Genomic DNA, 19,845 nt, shown 5'->3' with positions numbered 1-19,845 from the left:
GTGCCGATAGTCACGAATGTCGAGCCGACTTGCGCTGCCCACGTGGGCGAGCCGCAACTATGTGTTGCAGACCGGGGCCACCTTCGTCACCGGGCTGGGTAATTCCGGGGCGCTGATCGCTGCGGCCTTCGCGGTGCTGGAGGCCGGTGGCGGCGGGACCGGTGTCGGGTTCGTGGCCGCCGCGCGGACCCTGCCGCTGGTCGGCTTCCTGCTGCTGGGCGGTGTGATCGCGGATCGTTTCCCGAGGCATCACGTGATGGTGCTCGCCAACATCGCGAACGCGCTGTCCCAGGGTGTGTTCGGGGTCTACGTGCTCACCGGAGGCACCCGCCTGTGGGTGATGATGCTGCTCTCCGGCATCGGCGGTTCGGCGCAGGCGCTGTATCTGCCCGCCGCACAGGGCTTGTTGTTCGCCTCGATGGAGGCCGAGCACGCCGGGCCGGCACTGGCCGCGTACCGGGTCGCGGCGACCGGCTCGCAGATCGGCGGGGCGGCGCTCGGCGGGGCGCTGACCACCACGATCGGGCCCGGGGTGGTGCTCGTGCTGGACGCCGCCTGCTTCGTGTCGGCCGCAATGCTGCGGCTATTCATGCGGTTGCCCGCGTCCGGGCCGGTCGAGGACGACTCGGTCTTGCGGCAACTCGTGGACGGTTGGCGGGCGTTCGTGGCGCGGCGCTGGTTGTGGGGGATCGTGCTGCAGTTCGCGTTGCTGAACGGGGTGATGACCGCCGGCGAGACGGTGTACGGGCCGTTGGTGGCCGAGGAGCACTGGGGCGCGGCCTGGCCGTGGGGGGTGGCGCTGAGCGCGCTGGGCCTGGGCGCCCTGGTCGGCGGTCTGATCCAGGTGCGGTATCGGCCGCGCCGACTGCTTCGGGTGGGCAACTGGGGCCTCCTGCCGGTCGCGCCGACCTTCGTCGCGCTCGCGATCCCCGCGCCGTGGCCGCTGCTCGCGTTGTCGATGTTCGTCTGCGGGGTGGGCATGGAGGTGTTCGGCGTGTGCTGGATGTCGGCCCTGCACCAGGAGATCCCGCCCGAGTACGTGGCCCGCGTCTCGGCCTACGACTGGCTCGGCTCGATGGCCCTGGCCCCCGCGTGCACCGCACTGGCGGGCCCGGCGGGCAACGCCTTCGGTTACCCGAACATGTTGTGGGCCTGCGCGGGCGCGTGTGTCGTGCTGGTGCTCGCGGTGTTCGTGATCCCCGAGGTCAGGACGTTGTCCCGAGCACCGACCGGGCAGCGGGTGAGCGATCCGGTCACCACGGTCGACGCGTCCTGACCCGGCCCCACGATCGGGCGACGTGCCCGGCTCCGACACCGGTGCCGCGCCCGGATCCTGGCTGTGGTGCCCGGCGCAGGCGGCCTGACTCTCGGCCATGCCGCCGCCGGGCCGCACAGCCAGGCTCCGGGCGCGCGGCCGTGCTGCCGCCGGGCCGCACCGCCAGGCCCTAGGCTCGCGGCCATGGTGATCACCGTCGATCCGGCCTCGCCCGTCGCGCCGTTCGAGCAGATTCGGGCCCAGCTCGCCGAGCAGGCCCGGGCCGGCACGCTGCCCGCCGGCACCCGGCTGCCGACCGTACGCGGCCTGGCCGGCGACCTCGGCCTCGCGCCCAACACCGTCGCCCGCGCCTACCGCGAACTGGAGGCCGACGGCGTGATCGAGACCCGGGGTCGTTCCGGGAGCTTCGTCGCCGCCGTCGGCGACACCGCACACCGGGCCGCGAGCGAGGCCGCGTTGGAGTACGCCCACCGGGCACACCGGCTCGGCCTGACCCGCGACGAGGCGATCACCACCGCGCTGGCCGCGTTCGACGCGGTCTACGACGCCTGAACCCGGTCCTCGAACCCCGGCCGGCACCGCCCGGTCGGGAAAAAGCGCTACGCGAAAACCTCTGTACGGACGGCCCGGGGCACCGGATCATCGAATTCATGTCGATGCCTCGCCAGACGTCCCGCCCATCGGATGGGGCGCCGAGCTCAGCCGGTGACGACCCCTCGACGCTGCTGCCCTTCGTCTTCGGACTCGACGACGCGGACACCCCCTACGACGCCGTGGACGGGCTCGCCCTCGCCGCCTTCGTGACCGGCGCCCAGCCGTGGGCCAGGACCACCCGCCTGGACCGGGTCAAGCCCGGCGCCCGACTCGTGCCGCGCGGCGCCAAGGTGGTCCGCGCCGTCGAGGAGGACGACCGCTCCTCCCAGCTCGCCGTCGGCGACGGCTGGACCCTGCGCTCGGTGCGCTGGCGCAGCGGTGGCGGCGAGGTCACCGTGACCGCCGTCGACGAGAAGGTCGGCCGCGCGGTGCTGAAGAAGGCGGTCAAGGGAGCGGCGGCCGATCCGCCGCCCAAGGACGAGGCCGTCGCGATGGGCTTTTGGTACTTCTCCGCCCGGCGCGGCCCGTACCGCACCACCCGGGCGATCACCGCCGCGCCGTGGGAGGACATCCGGCGCAACTACACCGCGCCGACCGCCGGCGCGTTCGACCGACTGATGAAGGTGACGCCCGACGACGTGTCCGGGCGATTGATTCTGCTGCACGGTCCGCCCGGCACCGGCAAGACCACGGCCCTGCGCGCGCTGGCCCGCTCGTGGCAGGACTGGTGCCGGATGGACTGCGTACTCGATCCCGAGGCGCTGTTCGGCGACACCGGCTACCTGATGGACGTGGCGATCGGGCGCGGCGACGAGGACGAGGAGACGCACGACAAGTCCAAGAAGCAGCGGTGGCGGTTGTTGGTCCTGGAGGACTGCGACGAGCTGATCCGCGGCGAGGCCAAGCGCTCGGCCGGTCAGGCGCTGTCCCGGCTGCTCAACCTCACCGACGGTCTGCTCGGTCAGGGCCGCAACGTGATGGTGGCGATCACGACCAACGAGAACCTCGGCCGGTTGCACCCGGCGGTGGTGCGCCCCGGCCGCTGCCTGGCCCAGATCGACGTCGGCCCGCTGGACTTCGCCGAGGCGCGCGAGTGGCTCGGCACCGCCGACGGCATCGGCACGCACGCGACCCTCGCGGAGCTGTACGCGCTGCGCAACGGCGCGGCGCCGGTCGAGGTCGAGCGGCCCCGGCACGATGGCGAGGGGTTGTATCTGTAGCGGCCGTGGTCCTGCCGGCGGGATCCGTACCGGCGGCCGGTCCCGGAGACGACGCGCGGCCGGCTCCGGGACCGGGTGGCCGGCGGCTACACGTCCAGGTCCACCACGACCGGCGCGTGGTCACTGGTGCCCTTGCCCTTGCGGGCCTCGCGGTCGACGTAGGCGTCGGTGGTCGCGGTGACGAACGGCGTGTTGCCGTAAACCAGGTCGATCCGCATGCCCTTGTTCTTCGGGAAGCCCAGCTCGCGGTAGTCCCAGTAGGTGAACGGGACGTCGTACTTCAGCGCCCGGGGCATCACCTCGCGCAGTCCCACGCCCTCCAACGCGGTGACCGCGTCCCGCTCGGCCTGCGTCACGTGGGTGGAGTTCTCGCCGAACAGCGAGATGTCCCACACGTCGCGGTCGGTGGGCGCGACGTTGAAGTCGCCGAGCACCGCGAACGGTCGCGAGCCCGCCGCGTCGGCGGCGACCGCGGTGCGCAGCGCGCTCAGCCACTCCAGCTTGTAGGCGTAGTGCGGGTTGTCCACCTCGCGGCCGTTGGGCACGTACACGGACCACACCCGGACGCCGCCGCAGGTCGCGGAGATCGCCCGAGCCTCGTGCGGGCCGTCGACCTCGGGGAAGCCCGGACCGGCCTCCAGCCCGAGGGTGACATCGGCCAGGCCGACCTTGGACAACACCGCGACACCGTTCCAGCGCCCACCGGCGTTGACGGCCGACGTGTAGCCGGCCTCCTCCAGTTCCTTGCTCGGATAGGCCTCGGGTGTGGACTTGAGCTCCTGCAGACACACCACGTCGGGCGCGGCCCGCTCCAGCCACTCCAGCAGCTTGGGCAGCCGGGCCCCGATCGAGTTGATGTTCCAGGTGGCGACCCTCATGCGAACCTTCCAGGGCGGACGACGGCGGTCGGGGCGGCCGGACCGGCCGGACATACCCCGCGGCCATTCTCCCTCGCCGGGGTGACACCACCGGTGCGACCGGGGCGCGTCGGATGCGGTAGGCATGGGGCATGGACACCACTCCCCCGGCCGATTCCGAACTCGCCGAACTGACCGCCGCGCTCGCCGCCTTCGCCGCCGAGCGGCACTGGCAGCCGTACCACACGCCGAAGAACCTGGTGATGGCGCTGAGTGTGGAGGCGGCGGAGCTGGTGGAGATCTTCCAGTGGCTGACTGCCGAGCAGGCCGCCGACGTGATGTCGGATCCGGAGCGCGGCGAGCATGTCCGGGAGGAGATCGCGGACGTCCTCGCCTACCTGCTCGGACTCGCGGGGCAGCTCGGCATCGACCCGGCGCAGGCGCTGCGGGACAAGATGGTCAAGAACGCGATCAAGTACCCGCCGGGCGCGCCGGGGTTGTAGGCCGGACCGATCCGCGCGCCGGGGTTGTCGGGCGGACCGATCCGCGCGCCCTGGCGTGACACGCCGGGCCCGGGCGGATACGACCGCCGTCCGGGCTACGCCCGGCGCAGCCGGATCCAGTGCCGCGCGCGGGTGATCCGGCGGGAGACGCGCGGCCCGCGCGGGTCCGGCTTCGCGGCGGTCGTGGCCACGAGCCTGGTCTGGGTGCGCGGGGCGTCGGGTTCGTAGGGCAGGGCCCCGAGGTCGCCGGGCAGACCGTCGACCGCGGACCGGGCGCCTTCGAGCAGCGTGTGCGTCATTGTTGTTCCCCCGTTCGGGATCCCACGGACCCCGTCGTCTTCCTCGATCCCGCCGTTTTCCTCGATCTCGTCGATGTCGTGGATCGCGCCGATCGCGCCGACGGTGTTCATCTCGGCGTGCGGCGACTCGGTCTCGGTCATCACGCGTGCCCTCCCGAACAGGCGTCCATGGTGCGACGGTCCCGTCGCACCTCGGCCGGCGTGCCCTCCGCAACCACGCGGCCGGATTCCAACAGGGTGACCCGATCGCACACCGCGTCGACGAAGTCGCTCTCGTGATCCACCACGAGCAGCCCCACGCCGTCCGCCGCGACACCGCGCAGGAGCAGCAGCAGGGCCTCCGTCTCGCGCGGTGTCAATCCGGCGCTCGGCTCGTCCAGCAGCAGCACACGCGGTACGGCCACCATGCCGCGCGCGATGTCCAGGAGCCGTCGTTCGCCGTACGTGAGCACGCCCGCGTTCCGCTCGGGGCGACCGCGCGGGCCCGCCCGACCCGGCGCGGCCGGCCCGCCGGGTCTGCGCTCCTGCTCGACCCGCGCCATCATCGGGCGTAACAACCACGAGGCGAGCAGCAGCCGGTGTCGGGTCTCGGAGCCGGCGAGCACGACACTGTCCGCGCCGGATAACGCGCGAACCGGCTGCGGGGTCTGGAACATCCGGACCAGGCCGGCCCCGCGCGAGCGTTCGGGGCTGCCCAGGCGGACCGGCCGGCCGTCCACGAACAACTTGCCGCCGGCCGGCACCACCCCGGTGATCGCGTTGAGCAGCGTGGTCTTGCCGCTGCCCCGCGGGCCGATCACGCCGAGCACCTCGCCGCGATCCACCGTCAGGGACACGTCGTCCACGGCGCGTAATGCGCCGAAGTCCACCCGGATGTCCCGGACCCGCAGGACCGGTCGTCGCGCCTGATCGGACGCGACGGCCGGGACCGGCTCGGGCCCCGGGACGTACCGGCGCGCCGGGTCAGGCATGGTCGCCCCCCTTGGCATGGCCCGGATCCCGCGCGTGTGCAACGGTCGTTCGCACCCGCGCGGGCGGGCCCGCGAGTGTCGCTTCCCCAAGCAACACCTGCCGCGCCGCGACGGCCGCCCCCCGGCCGCGCGGCTTTCCGGGGCCCGAGCCGAGGCGCGCATGCGGGCACGCCCCGGCGTCGGACCCTTCCCCCGGGCAGCGCACGGGACCGGACGCCATACCTGACACGGCGTCACCCCCCACCCGCGCGCCACCCGTATCGGAGGCCGATCCGGAAGCCGGATCGGCGCTCGAACAGGGCTCCCCCACCCCGTCCGATACCGACCCGGACGTATCCGGGACAACCTCCGCGAACCGGACAGACGCCGACTCCCCTCCTGACCCGGCGTCACCTCCCGGCCACGACACATGGTTGGTACTGGTTCGGAGCAACCGGCCGCCCCCGGCCCGGTCGACGCACCCGAGCACGACCCGATCGGGACGCGTCGCGAACACCGAAGTCGGAACGAGGGATGACGGCGCACCCGAGCGACCGGGCAACCTACGCCCGGCGAGCCGGAGTCGGCCCGGATCGGCCCCGAGGCGGCCGGACACCGCGGGGGCGGCGAACGGCGCGACGAAGGTGACCATGGTCAGACCGCACCGTGCACGAGTGCCGGGAGCTCGGTCGACGCACCGCCGCGAACGCCGGTGACCGGCGCGGTGCGAGCGGACACGACGGGGCCGCCCGTCCGGAATCGATTCCCGGCGGGTCCTCGGCCTGCTCGTGCCGCTCTGGTGGTGCGTGTCGTGCGCACGGCATGCGCCGTGCGTGCCGTCCATCGAGCCATGGGAGCCAACGCCTCTCGCGTCGTCTCCCCGCCCGGCCATCCCCCACGGAGTCCCGGATGCGGCACAAGCTAGACCGCAACGCCCTTTGCCCGCAAGGGCCTTGACAGCGATTCGAGAACTGGCGTAGAAGGTTCAGCACAATCTAACAAATGTTAGATAGGCAGTTCGGTTCTCCCTGAAGGCAATCCCCCACCGATCAACGGCAACCGCTCCACCTGCGGTTAGGCTGCACGCACCGCACGACGCAGCCGCATCCACCCGCCGGACCGAGAACGGGCGCTCATGTCACGCAGGAAGACGGAACCCGAAGCACTTCCGCGCCGGGAGGTGATCCTGTCCGAGGCGGCAACGCTGTTCGCCCGCAAGGGAGTCGTCGCGTCGACGGTGCGCGAGATAGCCGACGCGTCGGGGATTCTCGCGGGCAGCATCTATCACTGGTTCGGCTCGAAAGAGGATCTGATCGACGAGATCCTCACCGGCGCGATGCGCGACCTGTCGACCTGGTACGACGAGGCGTTCGCCGACGCGCGCACCTCGAGCGACCGGTTGCGCGGACTCGTGCACGCCGCGTTCCGCACCATAGAGCACCACCCCGACGCGGCCACGATGTACGTCCGGGACTACGCCTACCTGGCCACACTGCCGCGCTTCGCGCATCTGGCGGCGGACGGTGCCCGGGTTCGCGACCTGTGGCTGAACACCCTTCAGGAGGGCATCGAGTCCGGGGAGTTCCGCGCCGATCTGGATCCGGAGCTGGTCTACCGCTACCTGGCCTATCCACTGTGGCTCACCGCCGGTTGGAAGTCCGGCATCGACCGCACCCTGCCCGAACTGGAAGCCCAATTCACGGCGCTCGTGCTGGAAGGCGTCACCCCCCGAAACTGACGAGGCGACGGCTGCCGACCACGCCGACGCCGGTGGGGGACCCCGAGCGTTCGCGAAAGGACCACACCATGCACGTCGACGGTTTCGTCGCGCCCGGATTCGCGCCCGTACAGGCCGCGTTCGAGGAGAACTTCGCGATCAACGGCGAGGTGGGCGCCGCGCTCGCGGTCCATCTGGACGGGGCGCCGGTGGTGGACCTGTGGGGCGGACTGGCCGAACCGGACACGGGACGCGATTGGGAGCCGGACACCGTGCAGGTGGTCTGGTCGGTCACCAAGGGCCTGGTCGCGACGTGCCTGGCGGTGCTGATCGATCGCGGCCTCCTCGATCCCGCGCAGCCGGTGTGCCGCTACTGGCCCGAGTTCGCGGCGGCCGGCAAACGTGCCGTGACGGTCGCCCAACTGCTGTCGCATCAGGCCGGGTTGCCGTTCCTGGACGAGCCGATCACGCTCGACCAGGTGGCCGTACCGGACGCGCTGGCCGACGCGCTGGCCGCCCAGCGGCCCGTGTGGGAGCCCGGAACGGCACACGGCTATCACGCGGTGACCTGGGGCTTCTACGCGGGCGAGCTGATCCGCCGGGTGGACGGCCGCACGGTGGGCGCGTTCCTGGCCGAGGAGGTAGCCGGCCCGCTCGGCGTCGACGCGCACATCGGCCTGCCGGCGACCGTCGTGCCCCGGCTCGCGCACCTGACCACCCTCGCCCCCATGGACCCCGGTCTGCTCGACCTCGGCTCCGATCTCGGCCGGGCGATGCTCGCGCTGCCCGAACTCGCCGCCCCCGGTGCGGATCACGATCCGGACGTGCTCGGGTGGGAGGTGCCTTCCGGGCTCGGCGTGACCAACGCCCGGGCGCTGTCCCGGGTGTACGCGATGCTCGCCGGAGGCGGCACGCTGGACGGTGTGCGGCTGCTCTCCCCCGCGACCGTCACCGAGGTGACCCGCACGGTGGTCGAGGGCCGGGACCGCATCCTGGGCGACCACACCGCGTTCAGCCTGGGTTTCATGAAGCCGGAGACCGCGTTCTTCGGCGTCTCCCGCGATCCCGCCGCGTTCGGACACCCGGGCAGCGGCGGCCCGTTGGCGTTCGCCGACCCGGCGGCGGGACTGGCCTTCGCGTACGTGACCAACGGCCGGTCGCCCCTGCACACGGACGTACGGGCACTCGGACTGATCGAGGCGGTGCGGGGCTGTTCGTCGCGCTGAGGCGGGACTTCGAACGCGATGCCGAACACCGCGGCACCCGGTGCCGTGGCGCATCGGCGTGCCGTGGAGAAGCCCGCAGGATTGTTCCATTCGCGTGTTTCGCCGGGGCGGCGAGCGCGGCGAGCGCGGCGAGGAGCCCAAAGCGCGGATGCGGTGCCGGCGGCGTGCTGCTCGGCGGGGAATCGAGCCACGCGCCGGAGCCCGACCGGCGCAGAGGTCAGTCGCGGCGGCGAGCGGCGGCGAGCAGGAAGCCGCCGAGGAGAAGCAGAAGGCCGGCCGCCACGCTCAGCGGCAACACCGGCGCCGAGCCGGTGTTCGCCACATGGTCGGTGATCGCTCTGCGAGCGATCACCGCGGGTCCGTCGTGCACCGCCCGCTTGGCGGCGGCGCCTCGGTCCTTGGCCGCGCCCTCGCGGCTGCCCGGGGGCTTGGCGCGACGCGGGGGCTTGCCGGCCGCCGCCGGGCGGGGGGCGCCCGCCGGGTGACGAAGCGACCCGGCACCGGCTCGATCGGCCCCCGACCCGGTCGAAACGGCGGACGACACATGCGGCGCGGCGCCCGGATCGGCGCGCCGGCCCGGATCCCGCAGGCCCCGGCAGTCGTCCCGGGCCGGTTCGGCGCCCGGGACGCGGGCCCGTTCGCGCAGCGTGGCGGTGTCCGGCCGGCCCGCGCCGAGCGGGTCCGCCGCGGTCGCCGGGTTCGAGTCCGGGCAGCGCGCCGCGCCGACCGTGTCGGTGTTGGGGAGTCGGATGCCGGGCCGGAGCGGGTGATCGGTCGGAAGCGGCGACAGCGGCGGCGGGATCGGGCGCAGACGTACCTCGGCCGACCCGCGCGCGAGCGCCGAACCGGCCTGGACCGGCGCCGCGGCGGCACCGATCGGTGTGGCGATCGAGGTGAGCACGGCCACGCCGAGCACAACCGCCGGCGACGTCGCGCGGAGCCTTCGGTGTCTGCTCACCCGACCACGCTAGCCGGCCCGGGCAGCTCGGGGCCGGCGCCGCGCGTGCCGTTCCCCCCTTCGGCCCAACGCGCGTCACCCGCCCGGGAGGACCCGGGCCACGACGCCCGCGTCGCGCAGCAGCCGCGCGAGGTGCTCGACCTCGACCCGGGTGCCCGCCCAGCCGTTGTCCAGCGCGTCCGCGGCCATCCGGCCGGCGGTGGCGAGGTCCACCGGGAACTCGTCCCGGAACACCTTGAGCACCCGGACCCGAGGGCCGCCCGGCCCCGCGCCGCCGGCGTCGACCACCAGGTGCGCGAGCCCGTGCTCGGCGATCAGTGCGGCGCGGATCACCGCCGGCGTCGGCTCGCGTCCCCAGTCGTCGCTCACCAACCCACAGGCGCCGCACTGGTAGCTGTCGTCCCAGGCCGGCCGGCCGTCGACGATCTCCTGGGTCAACCAACGGCGGATCGAGGCGCCGCATCCGCCGCACGCCGCGACGATGCTCGTGGACTGATGGCGCATGGTCCGCCTCCGGATCCGGGCGGCCGCCGGTCCCGAACCGTCGGCCACGACTGGTGCTGCGAGGTACGCCGGCGGCCGGCACCCGCCCGCGGGAACCGGGGTCGACCCGTGGCGACCCACGGCGACCGGTGGCGCCCCGTGGCGCAAAGCCACCGATCACCCGTTCGGGAAACTCGCTGCGGAGCCGATCGCCCGGCGGCAATCATCCTTGCAGGGACCGAACTTCGGCGCGTGGCACGCGACGCGCAGCCCGCCGGCCCCGGGTCGATCGTCGTCCCCGAGGAAACGTGCGCACAGGGAGCCACCGTGGCGAAGGTGTCGGCGGGCCGGTATCGGCTCGTCGAGGCGTTGGGCCGGGGCGCGATGGGCGTGGTCTGGCGCGCGGTCGACGAGTCACTCGGGCGGTCCGTGGCATTGAAGACGCTTCCGCCCGCGTACGGTGATCCGCGCGAGGCCGAGCGCCTGGCGCACGAGGCCCGCGCGCTCGCCCGGATCGCCTGCCCGCGCGTCGTGGACGTGCACGACTACGGTCGGGACGAGGACGGCACGGTCTTCCTCGTGCTCGAACTGGTCGAGGGCCGCACGCTGTACGACGTCATCGCGTCGGGTCGGCTGCCCTCGATCCCGGTGCTCCTGGACTGGGCCCGCCAGGTGCTCGAGGCGCCGGACACCACGCACGCCGCGGGTCTGCTGCACCGCGACATCGAGCCGGCGAACATCATGGTCACACCGTCGGGCGCGATCAAGCTGCTCGACTTCGGCATGTCCCGCTTCCTGCGGGATGGACTCCCGCCGCCTCAACCGCACCGGCTTCGCCGCCGGAACCCCGGCGTACATGGCGCCGGAACAACTGGATCCGGACACCGAACCCGACGGCCGGGCGGACCTGTTCGCGCTCGACGTGGTGCTCTACGAGTTGCTCACCGCCCGGCGGCCGGAGCGCGGCGCACCCACGCCGCCGAGCGCGCTGACCGCGACCGCGGTGCCCGACGTCCTCGACGATCCGGCGCCGGCCGCACTCGCGCGCCCACCCGCGACGCGCGCCCCTCGAACGCGCGGACGGCGCGGGTCGGGGTCGAGTACGCACTGCGCTCGTGGCCGGCCGAGCACGTGTCCACCGGGCGGGCCGGGCGGTTGTCCCTGGGGGTGATCGAGGACCCGGCCCGCCTGCCGGGGGGCCTGCCCAGCGGCGCCGACCTGCGCGGCGCCTCGCTCGCGGCGGCCGACCTGCGCGACGCGGACCTGTCCGACACCGATCTGCGCGATACCGCCCTCAGCGGCGCCGATCTCACCGGGGCCGACTGTCCGGCGCCACCCGGTTCCCCGGCACCCGCCGGCCCGTCGGCGCGGAACACCTGCGCCGGATCTCCACCCCCCGTCCTCCGTCGACATCCTGCGCCTGCCCCGGCACGCCGTCTTTCGACCCTCCATGAAAAAGACAGACAGCCTTACCTTGTAACGGTGTCACGATTCGAGCGACAATCCCCGGACACCGGGTCCCGACCCGCGTCCGGGTTCGCGTCCCGTCGCGTCCGGTGCGGGTTCGTGCCGGGTTCGTGCCGCTCCGAGGGGGTCTTCGCCATGCGTGTCTTCGACGCCGACAACCACTACTACGAGGCCATCGACGCCTTCACCCGCCATCTGGACCCGAGGTTGGGCGAGCAGGTCATTCAGTGGTGCGAGATCAACGGCCGCAAGTACCACGTGATCGGCGGCACGGTGAACCACGCCGTGGTCAATCCGACCTTCGACCCGATCGCCAAGGCCGGCGCGATGGCCGAGTACTTCCGCGGCAACCCCTCCGGCCGCAACCCGCTGGACTACCTGCGCGAACGTGAGCCGATCCGCCCGGAATACCGCGACCGGGACGCGCGCCTGGCGGTGATGGACGATCAGGGCCTGGACGGGATCTGGCTGTTCCCGACCCTGGGCATGGTCTACGAGGCGGCCCTGGCGCACGACCCCGCGGCGGTCGGGCAGTTGTACTCGTCCTTCAACCGCTGGCTGGAGGAGGACTGGGGGTACGCCTACCGGGACCGGATCTTCGCCGCGCCGTACATCGCGCTCGCCGACCCGCGGACCGCGCTCGCCGACCTCGACCGCGCGCTGGAGGGCGGCGCCCGGATCGTATGCATGCGCCCGGCGGCGCCGAACACGGCGGACGGCCCGTACCCGCCCGGGCATCCGGTCTTCGATCCGTTCTGGGCCCGGGTGAACGAGGCCGGCGTACCGGTGATCGTGCACGCGGGCGACAGCGGCTACTCGGCCAACGGCTACAGCCGCAAGCAGGGCCTGCGCACCGACTTCAAGGGCGGCGGCGGCCCGTCGGTGACCATGTTGTGGACGATGGAACGGCCGATCTTCGACTTCCTCGCGTCGCTGATCCTGGACCGCCTGTTCGAGCGCTTCCCGAACGTGCGGGTGGTCTCGGTGGAGAACGGCTCCGAGTTCCTCGGCGACCTGTTCCGCAAGCTGCGCTCGGTCGGCCGCAAGATCCCCGGCCTGTTCCCCGAGGACCCGGTGGAGACCTTCAGGCGGCACGTGTGGATCAACCCGTTCTGGGAGGACGACCTGGTCGAGGTGGTCGACCTGATGGGCCCCACCCGCGTCGTCTTCGGCTCCGACTGGCCGCACATCGAGGGCCTCCCGAACCCACGGGACTACGAAAGCGAACTCAAGCCCTTCGACGAACGAACCAAAGCCATGATCATGGGCGAAAACGCGAAGGAACTGAACACACCCCGCCCGATCTGAACCCGGCGCCTCCCGCGCACTGTCGCACCTTCCCGTTTGTCACATATCGGGAAGGTGGATCCTCGTACCTCGGTAAGGTGGGCGGCGTTCAGAGTCGTCCACAGGAGGCATCGACATGAGCAACGGCCCCCAGTCCACCGACTCCGGTATCGCTGCCCTCTTCGAGTCGATAGAGGCACCCGAAACCGTCCGGGTGGAGCTGATCGGAGGCCGCATCGTGATGTCACCCACTCCTGTCAGCGGGCACGGAGGGCTGCTGCGCCGACTGTTCTCACGGTTCCTGGAACCGAATCTTCCCGAAGGCATGGACGTTCCGATGTCCCCCGTCACGATCATGCTTCCGGGCGTCGGTGGCGACGGATACGTCCCCGACATGGTTGTCTTCGACGAAGACGCGAACTGGGACTTCGACGACTGGAAGCTCCCCGCCGATGTCGTCCACCTGGTCGTCGAGGTTGTCTCCGCCGGCCGGGAGAGTCAACACGACGACCGTGAGGTCAAGCCGCTCGGCTATGCCTCCGGTCCGATCCCGCTCTACCTGCTGATCGACCCGCTCCGTCAAGAGGTCACGCTGTTCGCGTCCCCGTCGGACGGCAAATACCAGGAGCGGCACACCGTGCCCTTCGGCGGGCGTATTCCGGTACCCGACCCCTTCGACGCCGTGCTGGACACCTCGATCTTCTTCCGCTGAGCGCGGCTGTCGATCGGTCAGATCAGGACGGCCTGGCCGCCGGGGCCCTCCTCGGTGATGTCCAGGACCGTGGGTGGGCGGCGGGTCGCGGGGGCGGGTGGGAGCAGGGCGGCGGGGTCGAGGGTGGGGCCCGCGGCGGCCCGGATGCGGAGTTCGGCCTGCTCCTCGGTCAGGTCGGTGAGCAGGCCCAACACGTGGAGCAGGTCGATCAGTTCGCTGGTCAGGTCGGTCGACCAGGTACGTTCGCGAATGCGCTCCAGGCCCTCGCCCGGGGGTTCGGTACGGGCCGCGATCCACGGCTCCAGGATGCCCAGGTCCCACACCTCGCGCGGGACGGGACCGATCCGGCCGGAGCCGAGCAGGAGCGTACGGGTCTCCTCGTCGTAACTCGCGCCCGCCGGGCGCGCGGGGATCGGCTCGCGCACGAACGGGCGCCGCCCGCCCGGCAGTCGGGGCTTGCCGTCGCCGGGACGGCCGAACCGCGCGCCGAACGTGTACAGGCCGATCAGCCGGCGGCCGAGTTCGACGCCCGCCGCCCACACCGTCGGGTCGGCGGTGAGCGGCACCCCCGCCGGATCCACCGTCACCGCCACGATCCAGGCGAACACGTCCTCGGCCGCGACCGGGACGGCCAGCCGCTCCGTGAGCAGGCCGACCAGACCGGGCGCGAGGTTGGGCACCCGGCCCGCCGGGTCCCGATACAGCGGCGCGACCCGCCCGCCCCGACCGCCGTGATGGGCCGCGTCCGGCAACAGCGCGCTGCACAACAGCGGCCAGGGGTCCCCCGCTTGACGTTCCGTCAGGTAGACCTGCCGATCCCCGCGCACCCGCCACAGTTCGGGCCGGGCGAAGTCCACCACGCGGTGGTCCGCGACCAGCCACTGCCGATCGAAGGGCCGCCGGGCGACCCGCACCAGCCGAGGCGTGGGCCCGACCTCACGCGCCAGCGGCCCGATCGGCGCCGCACACCCGGGCAGTGGCGCGGGCCGGGACCCGTCCGTGCGCGAACGCGTGGGCTGCAACAGCGTGTTGCGGTCCTCGGCGGCGGCCAACCGGGCCCAGCGCCGACGCAGCGTCTCCCGTTCGGGCGCGTACACCCAGGTCCGTCCCGTGCCGATCCCACTCGTGCCCCACGGCATCAGATCCGCCAGCGGAGGCGGCCCACCCGGGCTCACAGCGCGTGGTCCCACACCCGCCGCTCCTCCCGATCCGGATCGCCGACCACCGTCGCCGGCACGTCGAGCAGCATCGTGCGCCGCTCGCTCGGGTCGTACCGGGGCCACGCCGGCAGACCGTCCGCCACCGGCGGCCCGCCCTTGACGAACGCGACCCACGCCTGCTGGATGCGATCGGACAACTCCCGCGCGGCGGGCGGCACCCCGCCGGTCAGCCAGCGGCCGAGTGGCGTGTCCAGCGTGCCGAACACGAACGGGATGTCGATCGCGTGCGGCGACCCCAACCGCTGTGGATGGGCCTTGGGCGCCCAGCGGAAGCGGTACATGTACGCCGTGCCGCCGGCCGCGAGCTGCGCCTCGGCGAGGCGCACGGTCGGTATCCCGTACGACTCGGCGGTGAGCAGCCGGATCCGCCGCGAGCGCCCGTTCAGGTCCGGGTACATCTCCGCGTAGGTGCGCACCAATTCGGCGAGCGCGTCCGGGCGGCGCAGGTTGGCCAGGTCGGCGGGTCCGGGCTCGCGTGCGCCCGTCCCCTCGGTGACCGCGAACATCTGCTCCTCGTCCTGATTCGACCCGAGCAGGATCGGCACGTCGCCCCGGATCGCCCGCAACGGCGTCACCGGCAGCGGCCCGGCGGGATCGACCACCGGCCGGAACACGAACCGCGCCGTACCGCGCCCGATCGCCTGCTCCTGCGCGTCGAGCAGATCGGTCGACGGCACGTCGATCAGTTCGGCGGCCCGGTCCGGGCCGAGCCCGAGCGCGGCCAGCACGTGCCCGGTGGCCTGCTCCGCCTCGGGCACCGTGCGCACCGTGTGCGCTCCGCCGCTCTGCACGATCGCGCGGTGGAAGAGCCCGCGCGCGGCGGGCAGCGCGAGCAGGTTGGCGGTGAGCTTCGCGCCCGCCGACACCCCGCCGAGGGTGACCCGGTCGCGATCCCCGCCGAACGCGGCGATGTGCTCGCGCACCCAGCGCAGCGCCCGCACCACGTCCAGGAGCGCGTTGGTCGAGGAGGCGGCGTACTCGTCGCCGAGCAGGTGCCGCAACTGCAACAGCCCCAGCGCGCCCAGCCGGTAGGCGACGGTGACCACCAGCACGCCGCGCCGGGCAAGCCGGCCGCCGTCGTAGACACCCTCGAACGAGGCGCCGGAGGTGTAGCCGCCGCCGTGCACCCACACGAGCACCGGATGCGGGCCGGGCTCGGCCGGCGCGTGGATGTTCAGGTACAGGCAGTCCTCGTCGACGGCCACCGGCGCGGCCCCGTACCGGCCGATCGGCTGCGGCGCCGCGTGGGCGAACTCGCGCGCGTCCCGATCGCCGGTCCAGGCCGCCGGCGGCCGGGCCGGGCGAAACCGGGCCGGGCCCACCGGCGGCGCGGCGAAGGGCACCCCTCGAAAGATCCGGACCCCGTCCGACTCCTCGCCGACCAAGCCACCCAGCGACGTCCGCACACGCACCATGGCATCGAGCATAGGACCCGCCGTCACAGCAGACCCGCGAGCTTGTAGGCGACCAGGGAGCCGGCCACCGCGACGTTGAGACTGGTGCCGGTGCCGACCATCGGAATCTCCACCATCTCGTCGAGGTGCGGCAGCGCCTCGAACGGGATGCCGTCGCTCTCGTGGCCGAGCACGGCGATGGTGGGACAGCGGGCGGGTTTCAGGTCGGCGAGGCGGACCGCGTCGTCGGCGAGTTCGACGCCGACCACCCGGGCGCCGCGCTCGCGTTGGGCGCCCAGCCAGGTGAGCGGATTGCCCACGCGATGCACGCAGGTCGGTCGGCGCAGCGTGTTGCCCCGGGCCAGGGCTTCGGGAACCCAGGGCAGCCGCGGGACGACGAGACACGCGCCGACCGCGTCGCACGTGCGCAGGAGGGTGCCGAGGTTGACGCCGTACTTGGGCCACAGCGGCGCGAGGTAGAGGTGGTCCCAGCAGCCGTGCGCCTTGCCGCGGCGCTGCCGCTTGAGTTCGGCGCGGGTGTTGACGTGATACGCGGGGCCGGCCGGGCGCCTCCCGCCGGGCGCGGTCATCGCTCCCGGGAGGAGTGCCTCCCGTCGCGGTGCCGCCGAGCCCGATCGGTGCGGTGCGACATGTCGTCGCTGTTCTCGATTCGCTTCACGAGTGGGCCACTTCGCGGCGTGACCGGGCCATCGTCGGGTGTGTCACTACCGCGTCAGGATACGGGCAACGGCGTCGCGTTGCTCCTGCGGGAGCAACCTCGGATACTCCGCGAGCCGGATGCCGGCGCCGGCGCGGGCGTGACACGCTTCCCGGGAACCATCCATGCACCCGGGAGTCCCCCTTGACCGTTGTCCTGGTGATCATCGCGGCCGTCGCCGTGCTCGCGCTGCTGGTCGGCGTGCACCTCTACGTGTGGCGGCGACTCGTGCGCGACACCACCCGGTCGGGGCTGGTGCGACGAGTCGGCGCGGGCGTGGTGATCGCGCTCGGGGTGTCGATGGCGGGCGCGCTGGTGCTGCCCAAGGTGTTCGGCCCGCGCGGCACGGAATGGATCGCGTGGCCGGGCTTCGTCTGGATGGCGCTGCTGTTGTACGTGGTGATGGCGCTCGGGGTGCTCGAGGTGCCTCGGGTGCTCGCGCTGCGGGCGCTGCGGCGGCGCGGGGCGGGTGAGCGGCCGGCGGAGGTGCCGCGCTCGGTCCCGGTCGCGGTCGGTGCCGACGGGGATGCCGTCGGCGAGGTCGCGGAGCTTGACGCCCGGTCCGACGCCGGGTCGCCGGTCGCCGCGTCGGGCACGCCGCTGGGGCCGGATCGGCGCCTGGTGCTGAGCCGCTCGGTCGCGCTGTTGGCGGCGGGCACCTCGATGAGCGCGGTCGGCTACGGGATGACCCAGGCCCTGGGCGCGCCGCGCACGGTGCGGGTGCGGATACCGGTCGCACGGCTCGATCCGCGCCTGGCCGGCTTCCGGATCGCGGTGGTCGGCGACATCCACCTGGGCCCGCTGCTCGGGCGTGCGCACACCACGCGAGTGGTGGAGACGATCAATCGGACCAACCCCGACCTGGTCGCCATCGTCGGCGACCTCGCCGACGGCACGGCCGGGCAACTGGGCGACGACGCCGAGCCGTTGCGGCGGCTGACCAGCCGATACGGCAGCTTCTTCGTCACCGGCAACCACGACTACATGTCCGGCGCGGCGGACTGGGTCGCCGAACTCGCCGAGTTGAACGTCCACACGCTGGCCAACGACCGGCTGGAGATCGCTCGGGGCGGCGCCGCCTTCGATCTGGCCGGCGTCAACGACGTGACCGGCAAGTCGCACCACGACGGCCCGAACTTCGCCAAGGCACTGGGCAACCGCGACCCGTCCCGCCCGGTGGTGCTCCTCGCCCACCAGCCGGTCCAGGTGGACGACGCCGCCAGGTACGACGTAGACGTACAACTCTCCGGCCACACCCACGGCGGCCAGATGTTCCCGGTGCAATTCCTGGTCAAGCTCGACCAGCCGGCCGTCGCCGGGCTGCACCGGGTCGACGACACGATGCTCTACATCACCAGAGGCGCCGGCTTCTGGGGCCCTCCGGTCCGCCTCGGCGCACCCCCGGAGGTCACGGTGGTCGAACTACACCCGAAGTAGCGAAGCCGAACCACCCGTACCCATCCCCGTCACCGCATCCGCAGCAACGTGCCCGGATCGAGGGCGACCGGCGCAAACGCGGGAAGCGTGGTGACGACGCCCGGCTTGGCGGTACCCGAGGGCACGTACTCGTCTCCGTCGAGTGTGTAGGTCTCGACGGTCAGGGCTTTCGGGTCCACGACCCAGTAGGACGCGATCGCCCACTCGGCGTACCTGGCGAGCTTGTCGATGCGGTCGGCGCCCTCGTGGCCGGGCGAGAGAATCTCGACGGCCAGGAGCACGTCTTCGGGGGCGAAAGCCACCTCGTCCGCTTCGAGGCCCTCTATCCCGGCAGCACGAGTCACCACGGCGATATCGGGCTGGAGCAAGTCCCGCTCTCCTCGACGAACATTGACGTTCTCGAAGACCATGACGGCGACCCCGGAGTCGGCTGCCGTCTGTTCGAAACGGCCCGACAGCGTCGAAGACACACGTTGGTGGCGCAGCCTGGGCGCCGGAGACATCATCAGAACGCCGTCCAGGAGTTCGATGCGGTATGGCGAGGTCTCCTGAGCGGCGATCACGTCGTCGGCCGTCCACTCGTGGTCGAAGGCGGGTTGCACAATCTCTCCCGAACGCTCGGCTTCCTCATCCACAGGATCACCACCACTTTGTCAGGGATTGATCTGCCGTATGCCCGGTTTCCCGAATCACGATCATGAACACTCGGGGCAGGGCGACGTCCCTTCGGGAGCCGGCCCTGCCCCGATCGATCAGACCGTCTCCGTCATCCCGCCGTCCACCATCAAGTGTGTGCCCGTCACGAAGGACGCCTCGTCGCTCAGCAGGAAGCGGATCGCGCCGGCGATTTCCTCCGGGCGCCCCAGCCTGCCCAGCGGGGAGCTGTTCTCCATGCGCTCGCGGGTGCCGGGGCGGGCGAAGGAGCGGGCCAGCATCGGGGTCTCCACGTAACCGGGGCAGACCACGTTGCTGCGGATGTGGTACTCGGCGAGCTTGGCGGCGATCGAGCGGTTCAGGCCGAGCATGCCGGACTTCGACGCGCAGTAGGACGGGTTGAGCGCGTTGCCGACGATCGCGTTGAGCGAGGCGATGCCCACGATCGCGGAGCCGGCGTGTTCGCGCAGGTGCGGGGTGAGCGCCTGGACCAGCAGCGCGAACGAACGCAGGTTGACGTCCAGGACGCGGTCCCAGTTCTCGGCGGTGACCTCGGTGATCGGGGTCGAGTCGACGATGCCCGCCGCGTGCACGAAGCCGCCGATGGTGCCCAGCGCCTCGGCCGAGGCGTGGATCGCGCCCGGGTACGCCTCGGTGTCGGTGACGTCCAGGGCCAGACCGAGCGCCCGCACACCGTGCTCGGCCTCGATCTCCTTGGCGGCCTCCTCGACCGGACCCGCGGCGATGTCCCACAGCGCGACGGGGCGCCCGGTGGCGGCCAGCGCCCGCGCGGTGGCCCGCCCGATGCCCGAGGCACCGCCGGTGATCACGACGCCGGTCTCGGGTGATGTCTTGTGCGTACCCATTTCTTAT

The 19,845-nt window shown here is 72.5% G+C and carries 19 protein-coding genes; 9 read left to right on the top strand and 10 right to left on the bottom strand.

Annotated elements, in window-relative coordinates; translation table 11 throughout:
- Positions 1 to 16: 16 nt before the first annotated feature.
- The 3 genes from ACIRL2_RS22900 to ACIRL2_RS22890 all read left to right on the top strand — a co-directional run bounded on the left by ACIRL2_RS22900 (position 17) and on the right by ACIRL2_RS22890 (position 3,090).
- Positions 17 to 1,276 (top strand): MFS transporter, encoded by a 1,260-nt coding sequence (locus ACIRL2_RS22900; protein WP_402234230.1) that lies wholly within the window; start codon positions 17 to 19, stop codon positions 1,274 to 1,276.
- 183 nt (positions 1,277 to 1,459) lie between these two features.
- The gene (locus ACIRL2_RS22895; protein ID WP_395863090.1) at positions 1,460 to 1,828 is read left to right on the top strand and encodes a GntR family transcriptional regulator; all 369 of its coding nucleotides are present in this window, start codon (positions 1,460 to 1,462) and stop codon (positions 1,826 to 1,828) included.
- 98 nt (positions 1,829 to 1,926) lie between these two features.
- On the top strand, positions 1,927 to 3,090 hold the full coding sequence (locus tag ACIRL2_RS22890; RefSeq protein ID WP_395863092.1) for a DUF5925 domain-containing protein: 1,164 nt from the start codon (positions 1,927 to 1,929) through the stop codon (positions 3,088 to 3,090).
- An 86-nt stretch (positions 3,091 to 3,176) separates the two neighbouring features.
- On the opposite strand, the gene ACIRL2_RS22885 is transcribed toward ACIRL2_RS22890, so the two are convergent.
- Positions 3,177 to 3,968 (bottom strand): exodeoxyribonuclease III, encoded by a 792-nt coding sequence (locus ACIRL2_RS22885; protein ID WP_402234228.1) that lies wholly within the window; start codon positions 3,966 to 3,968, stop codon positions 3,177 to 3,179.
- Between the two features lie 131 nt (positions 3,969 to 4,099).
- Between ACIRL2_RS22885 and ACIRL2_RS22880 the strand changes: the two genes are divergently transcribed.
- Positions 4,100 to 4,450: a nucleotide pyrophosphohydrolase gene (locus ACIRL2_RS22880; protein WP_395863096.1), complete on the top strand. Its 351-nt coding sequence runs from the start codon at positions 4,100 to 4,102 to the stop codon at positions 4,448 to 4,450.
- Positions 4,451 to 4,545: 95 nt separating this feature from the next.
- On the opposite strand, the gene ACIRL2_RS22875 is transcribed toward ACIRL2_RS22880, so the two are convergent.
- Together ACIRL2_RS22875 and ACIRL2_RS22870 are read right to left on the bottom strand one after the other, a co-directional pair.
- Positions 4,546 to 4,890 (bottom strand): hypothetical protein, encoded by a 345-nt coding sequence (locus ACIRL2_RS22875; protein WP_402234226.1) that lies wholly within the window; start codon positions 4,888 to 4,890, stop codon positions 4,546 to 4,548.
- Positions 4,890 to 5,720 carry an ABC transporter ATP-binding protein gene (locus ACIRL2_RS22870; RefSeq protein WP_402234224.1) on the bottom strand — a complete coding sequence of 277 codons (831 nt, stop codon included), beginning with the start codon at positions 5,718 to 5,720 and terminating at the stop codon, positions 4,890 to 4,892. Before ACIRL2_RS22870 ends, ACIRL2_RS22875 begins: the two co-directional genes overlap by 1 nt.
- Positions 5,721 to 6,834: 1,114 nt before the next feature.
- Between ACIRL2_RS22870 and ACIRL2_RS22865 the strand changes: the two genes are divergently transcribed.
- Complete coding sequence (locus tag ACIRL2_RS22865; protein ID WP_395863102.1) at positions 6,835 to 7,437, top strand: TetR/AcrR family transcriptional regulator; 603 nt, start codon at positions 6,835 to 6,837, stop codon at positions 7,435 to 7,437.
- Positions 7,438 to 7,505: 68 nt separating this feature from the next.
- A complete protein-coding gene (locus tag ACIRL2_RS22860; RefSeq protein ID WP_402234223.1) occupies positions 7,506 to 8,642 on the top strand; it encodes a serine hydrolase domain-containing protein in 1,137 nt (378 codons plus the stop codon).
- Between the two features lie 217 nt (positions 8,643 to 8,859).
- Here the strand turns inward: ACIRL2_RS22860 and ACIRL2_RS22855 are convergent, their stop codons facing one another.
- Positions 8,860 to 9,600, bottom strand: coding sequence for a hypothetical protein (locus ACIRL2_RS22855; protein WP_402234221.1), 741 nt, complete (start codon positions 9,598 to 9,600; stop codon positions 8,860 to 8,862).
- Positions 9,601 to 9,675: 75 nt separating this feature from the next.
- Positions 9,676 to 10,104, bottom strand: coding sequence for a hypothetical protein (locus tag ACIRL2_RS22850; protein WP_402234220.1), 429 nt, complete (start codon positions 10,102 to 10,104; stop codon positions 9,676 to 9,678).
- Between the two features lie 306 nt (positions 10,105 to 10,410).
- Between ACIRL2_RS22850 and ACIRL2_RS22845 the strand changes: the two genes are divergently transcribed.
- Positions 10,411 to 12,858 (top strand): amidohydrolase family protein, encoded by a 2,448-nt coding sequence (locus tag ACIRL2_RS22845; protein ID WP_402234218.1) that lies wholly within the window; start codon positions 10,411 to 10,413, stop codon positions 12,856 to 12,858.
- A 115-nt stretch (positions 12,859 to 12,973) separates the two neighbouring features.
- A complete protein-coding gene (locus ACIRL2_RS22840; RefSeq protein ID WP_402234216.1) occupies positions 12,974 to 13,549 on the top strand; it encodes a Uma2 family endonuclease in 576 nt (191 codons plus the stop codon).
- Positions 13,550 to 13,566: 17 nt separating this feature from the next.
- Here ACIRL2_RS22840 and ACIRL2_RS22835 read toward each other — a convergent pair whose 3' ends face one another.
- From ACIRL2_RS22835 to ACIRL2_RS22825, 3 genes are read right to left on the bottom strand one after another with little or no spacing between them, the layout of a single operon-like run.
- Entirely contained in the window at positions 13,567 to 14,739 is a 1,173-nt protein-coding gene (locus ACIRL2_RS22835; RefSeq protein WP_402234214.1) for a type ISP restriction/modification enzyme, read from the bottom strand.
- Positions 14,721 to 16,184 (bottom strand): carboxylesterase/lipase family protein, encoded by a 1,464-nt coding sequence (locus ACIRL2_RS22830; protein WP_395863116.1) that lies wholly within the window; start codon positions 16,182 to 16,184, stop codon positions 14,721 to 14,723. The genes ACIRL2_RS22835 and ACIRL2_RS22830 overlap by 19 nt, the downstream gene beginning before the upstream one ends.
- Before the next feature lie 23 nt (positions 16,185 to 16,207).
- Entirely contained in the window at positions 16,208 to 16,753 is a 546-nt protein-coding gene (locus ACIRL2_RS22825; protein ID WP_395863117.1) for a TrmH family RNA methyltransferase, read from the bottom strand.
- A 272-nt stretch (positions 16,754 to 17,025) separates the two neighbouring features.
- On the opposite strand from ACIRL2_RS22825, the gene ACIRL2_RS22820 reads away from it, so the two are divergent.
- Positions 17,026 to 18,318, top strand: coding sequence for a metallophosphoesterase (locus ACIRL2_RS22820; protein WP_395863118.1), 1,293 nt, complete (start codon positions 17,026 to 17,028; stop codon positions 18,316 to 18,318).
- A 29-nt stretch (positions 18,319 to 18,347) separates the two neighbouring features.
- Here ACIRL2_RS22820 and ACIRL2_RS22815 read toward each other — a convergent pair whose 3' ends face one another.
- Together ACIRL2_RS22815 and ACIRL2_RS22810 are read right to left on the bottom strand one after the other, a co-directional pair.
- On the bottom strand, positions 18,348 to 18,920 hold the full coding sequence (locus ACIRL2_RS22815; protein WP_402234212.1) for a Uma2 family endonuclease: 573 nt from the start codon (positions 18,918 to 18,920) through the stop codon (positions 18,348 to 18,350).
- Between the two features lie 150 nt (positions 18,921 to 19,070).
- Positions 19,071 to 19,838: an SDR family NAD(P)-dependent oxidoreductase gene (locus tag ACIRL2_RS22810; RefSeq protein ID WP_402234210.1), complete on the bottom strand. Its 768-nt coding sequence runs from the start codon at positions 19,836 to 19,838 to the stop codon at positions 19,071 to 19,073.
- Positions 19,839 to 19,845 lie beyond the last annotated feature (7 nt).

Origin of the sequence: Embleya sp. NPDC127516 (assembly GCF_044765325.1) — a bacterium.
Lineage (GTDB): Bacteria > Actinomycetota > Actinomycetes > Streptomycetales > Streptomycetaceae > Embleya.
Note: the sequence above shows the minus strand (reverse complement) of the source record. Positions and strands in the feature narration are given on the sequence as shown.

Excerpts from the sequence above, each read along its gene's own strand:
- ACIRL2_RS22875 (WP_402234226.1), bottom strand. The coding sequence starts at position 4,890 with ATGACCGAGACCGAGTCGCCGCACGCCGAGATGAACACCGTCGGCGCG.
- ACIRL2_RS22860 (WP_402234223.1), top strand. The coding sequence starts at position 7,506 with ATGCACGTCGACGGTTTCGTCGCGCCCGGATTCGCGCCCGTACAGGCC.
- ACIRL2_RS22865 (WP_395863102.1), top strand. The coding sequence starts at position 6,835 with ATGTCACGCAGGAAGACGGAACCCGAAGCACTTCCGCGCCGGGAGGTG.
- ACIRL2_RS22885 (WP_402234228.1), bottom strand. The coding sequence starts at position 3,968 with ATGAGGGTCGCCACCTGGAACATCAACTCGATCGGGGCCCGGCTGCCC.
- ACIRL2_RS22890 (WP_395863092.1), top strand. The coding sequence starts at position 1,927 with ATGTCGATGCCTCGCCAGACGTCCCGCCCATCGGATGGGGCGCCGAGC.
- ACIRL2_RS22830 (WP_395863116.1), bottom strand. The coding sequence starts at position 16,184 with ATGGTGCGTGTGCGGACGTCGCTGGGTGGCTTGGTCGGCGAGGAGTCG.
- ACIRL2_RS22840 (WP_402234216.1), top strand. The coding sequence starts at position 12,974 with ATGAGCAACGGCCCCCAGTCCACCGACTCCGGTATCGCTGCCCTCTTC.
- ACIRL2_RS22810 (WP_402234210.1), bottom strand. The coding sequence starts at position 19,838 with ATGGGTACGCACAAGACATCACCCGAGACCGGCGTCGTGATCACCGGC.
- ACIRL2_RS22900 (WP_402234230.1), top strand. The coding sequence starts at position 17 with ATGTCGAGCCGACTTGCGCTGCCCACGTGGGCGAGCCGCAACTATGTG.
- ACIRL2_RS22895 (WP_395863090.1), top strand. The coding sequence starts at position 1,460 with ATGGTGATCACCGTCGATCCGGCCTCGCCCGTCGCGCCGTTCGAGCAG.
- ACIRL2_RS22880 (WP_395863096.1), top strand. The coding sequence starts at position 4,100 with ATGGACACCACTCCCCCGGCCGATTCCGAACTCGCCGAACTGACCGCC.
- ACIRL2_RS22825 (WP_395863117.1), bottom strand. The coding sequence starts at position 16,753 with ATGACCGCGCCCGGCGGGAGGCGCCCGGCCGGCCCCGCGTATCACGTC.
- ACIRL2_RS22870 (WP_402234224.1), bottom strand. The coding sequence starts at position 5,720 with ATGCCTGACCCGGCGCGCCGGTACGTCCCGGGGCCCGAGCCGGTCCCG.
- ACIRL2_RS22850 (WP_402234220.1), bottom strand. The coding sequence starts at position 10,104 with ATGCGCCATCAGTCCACGAGCATCGTCGCGGCGTGCGGCGGATGCGGC.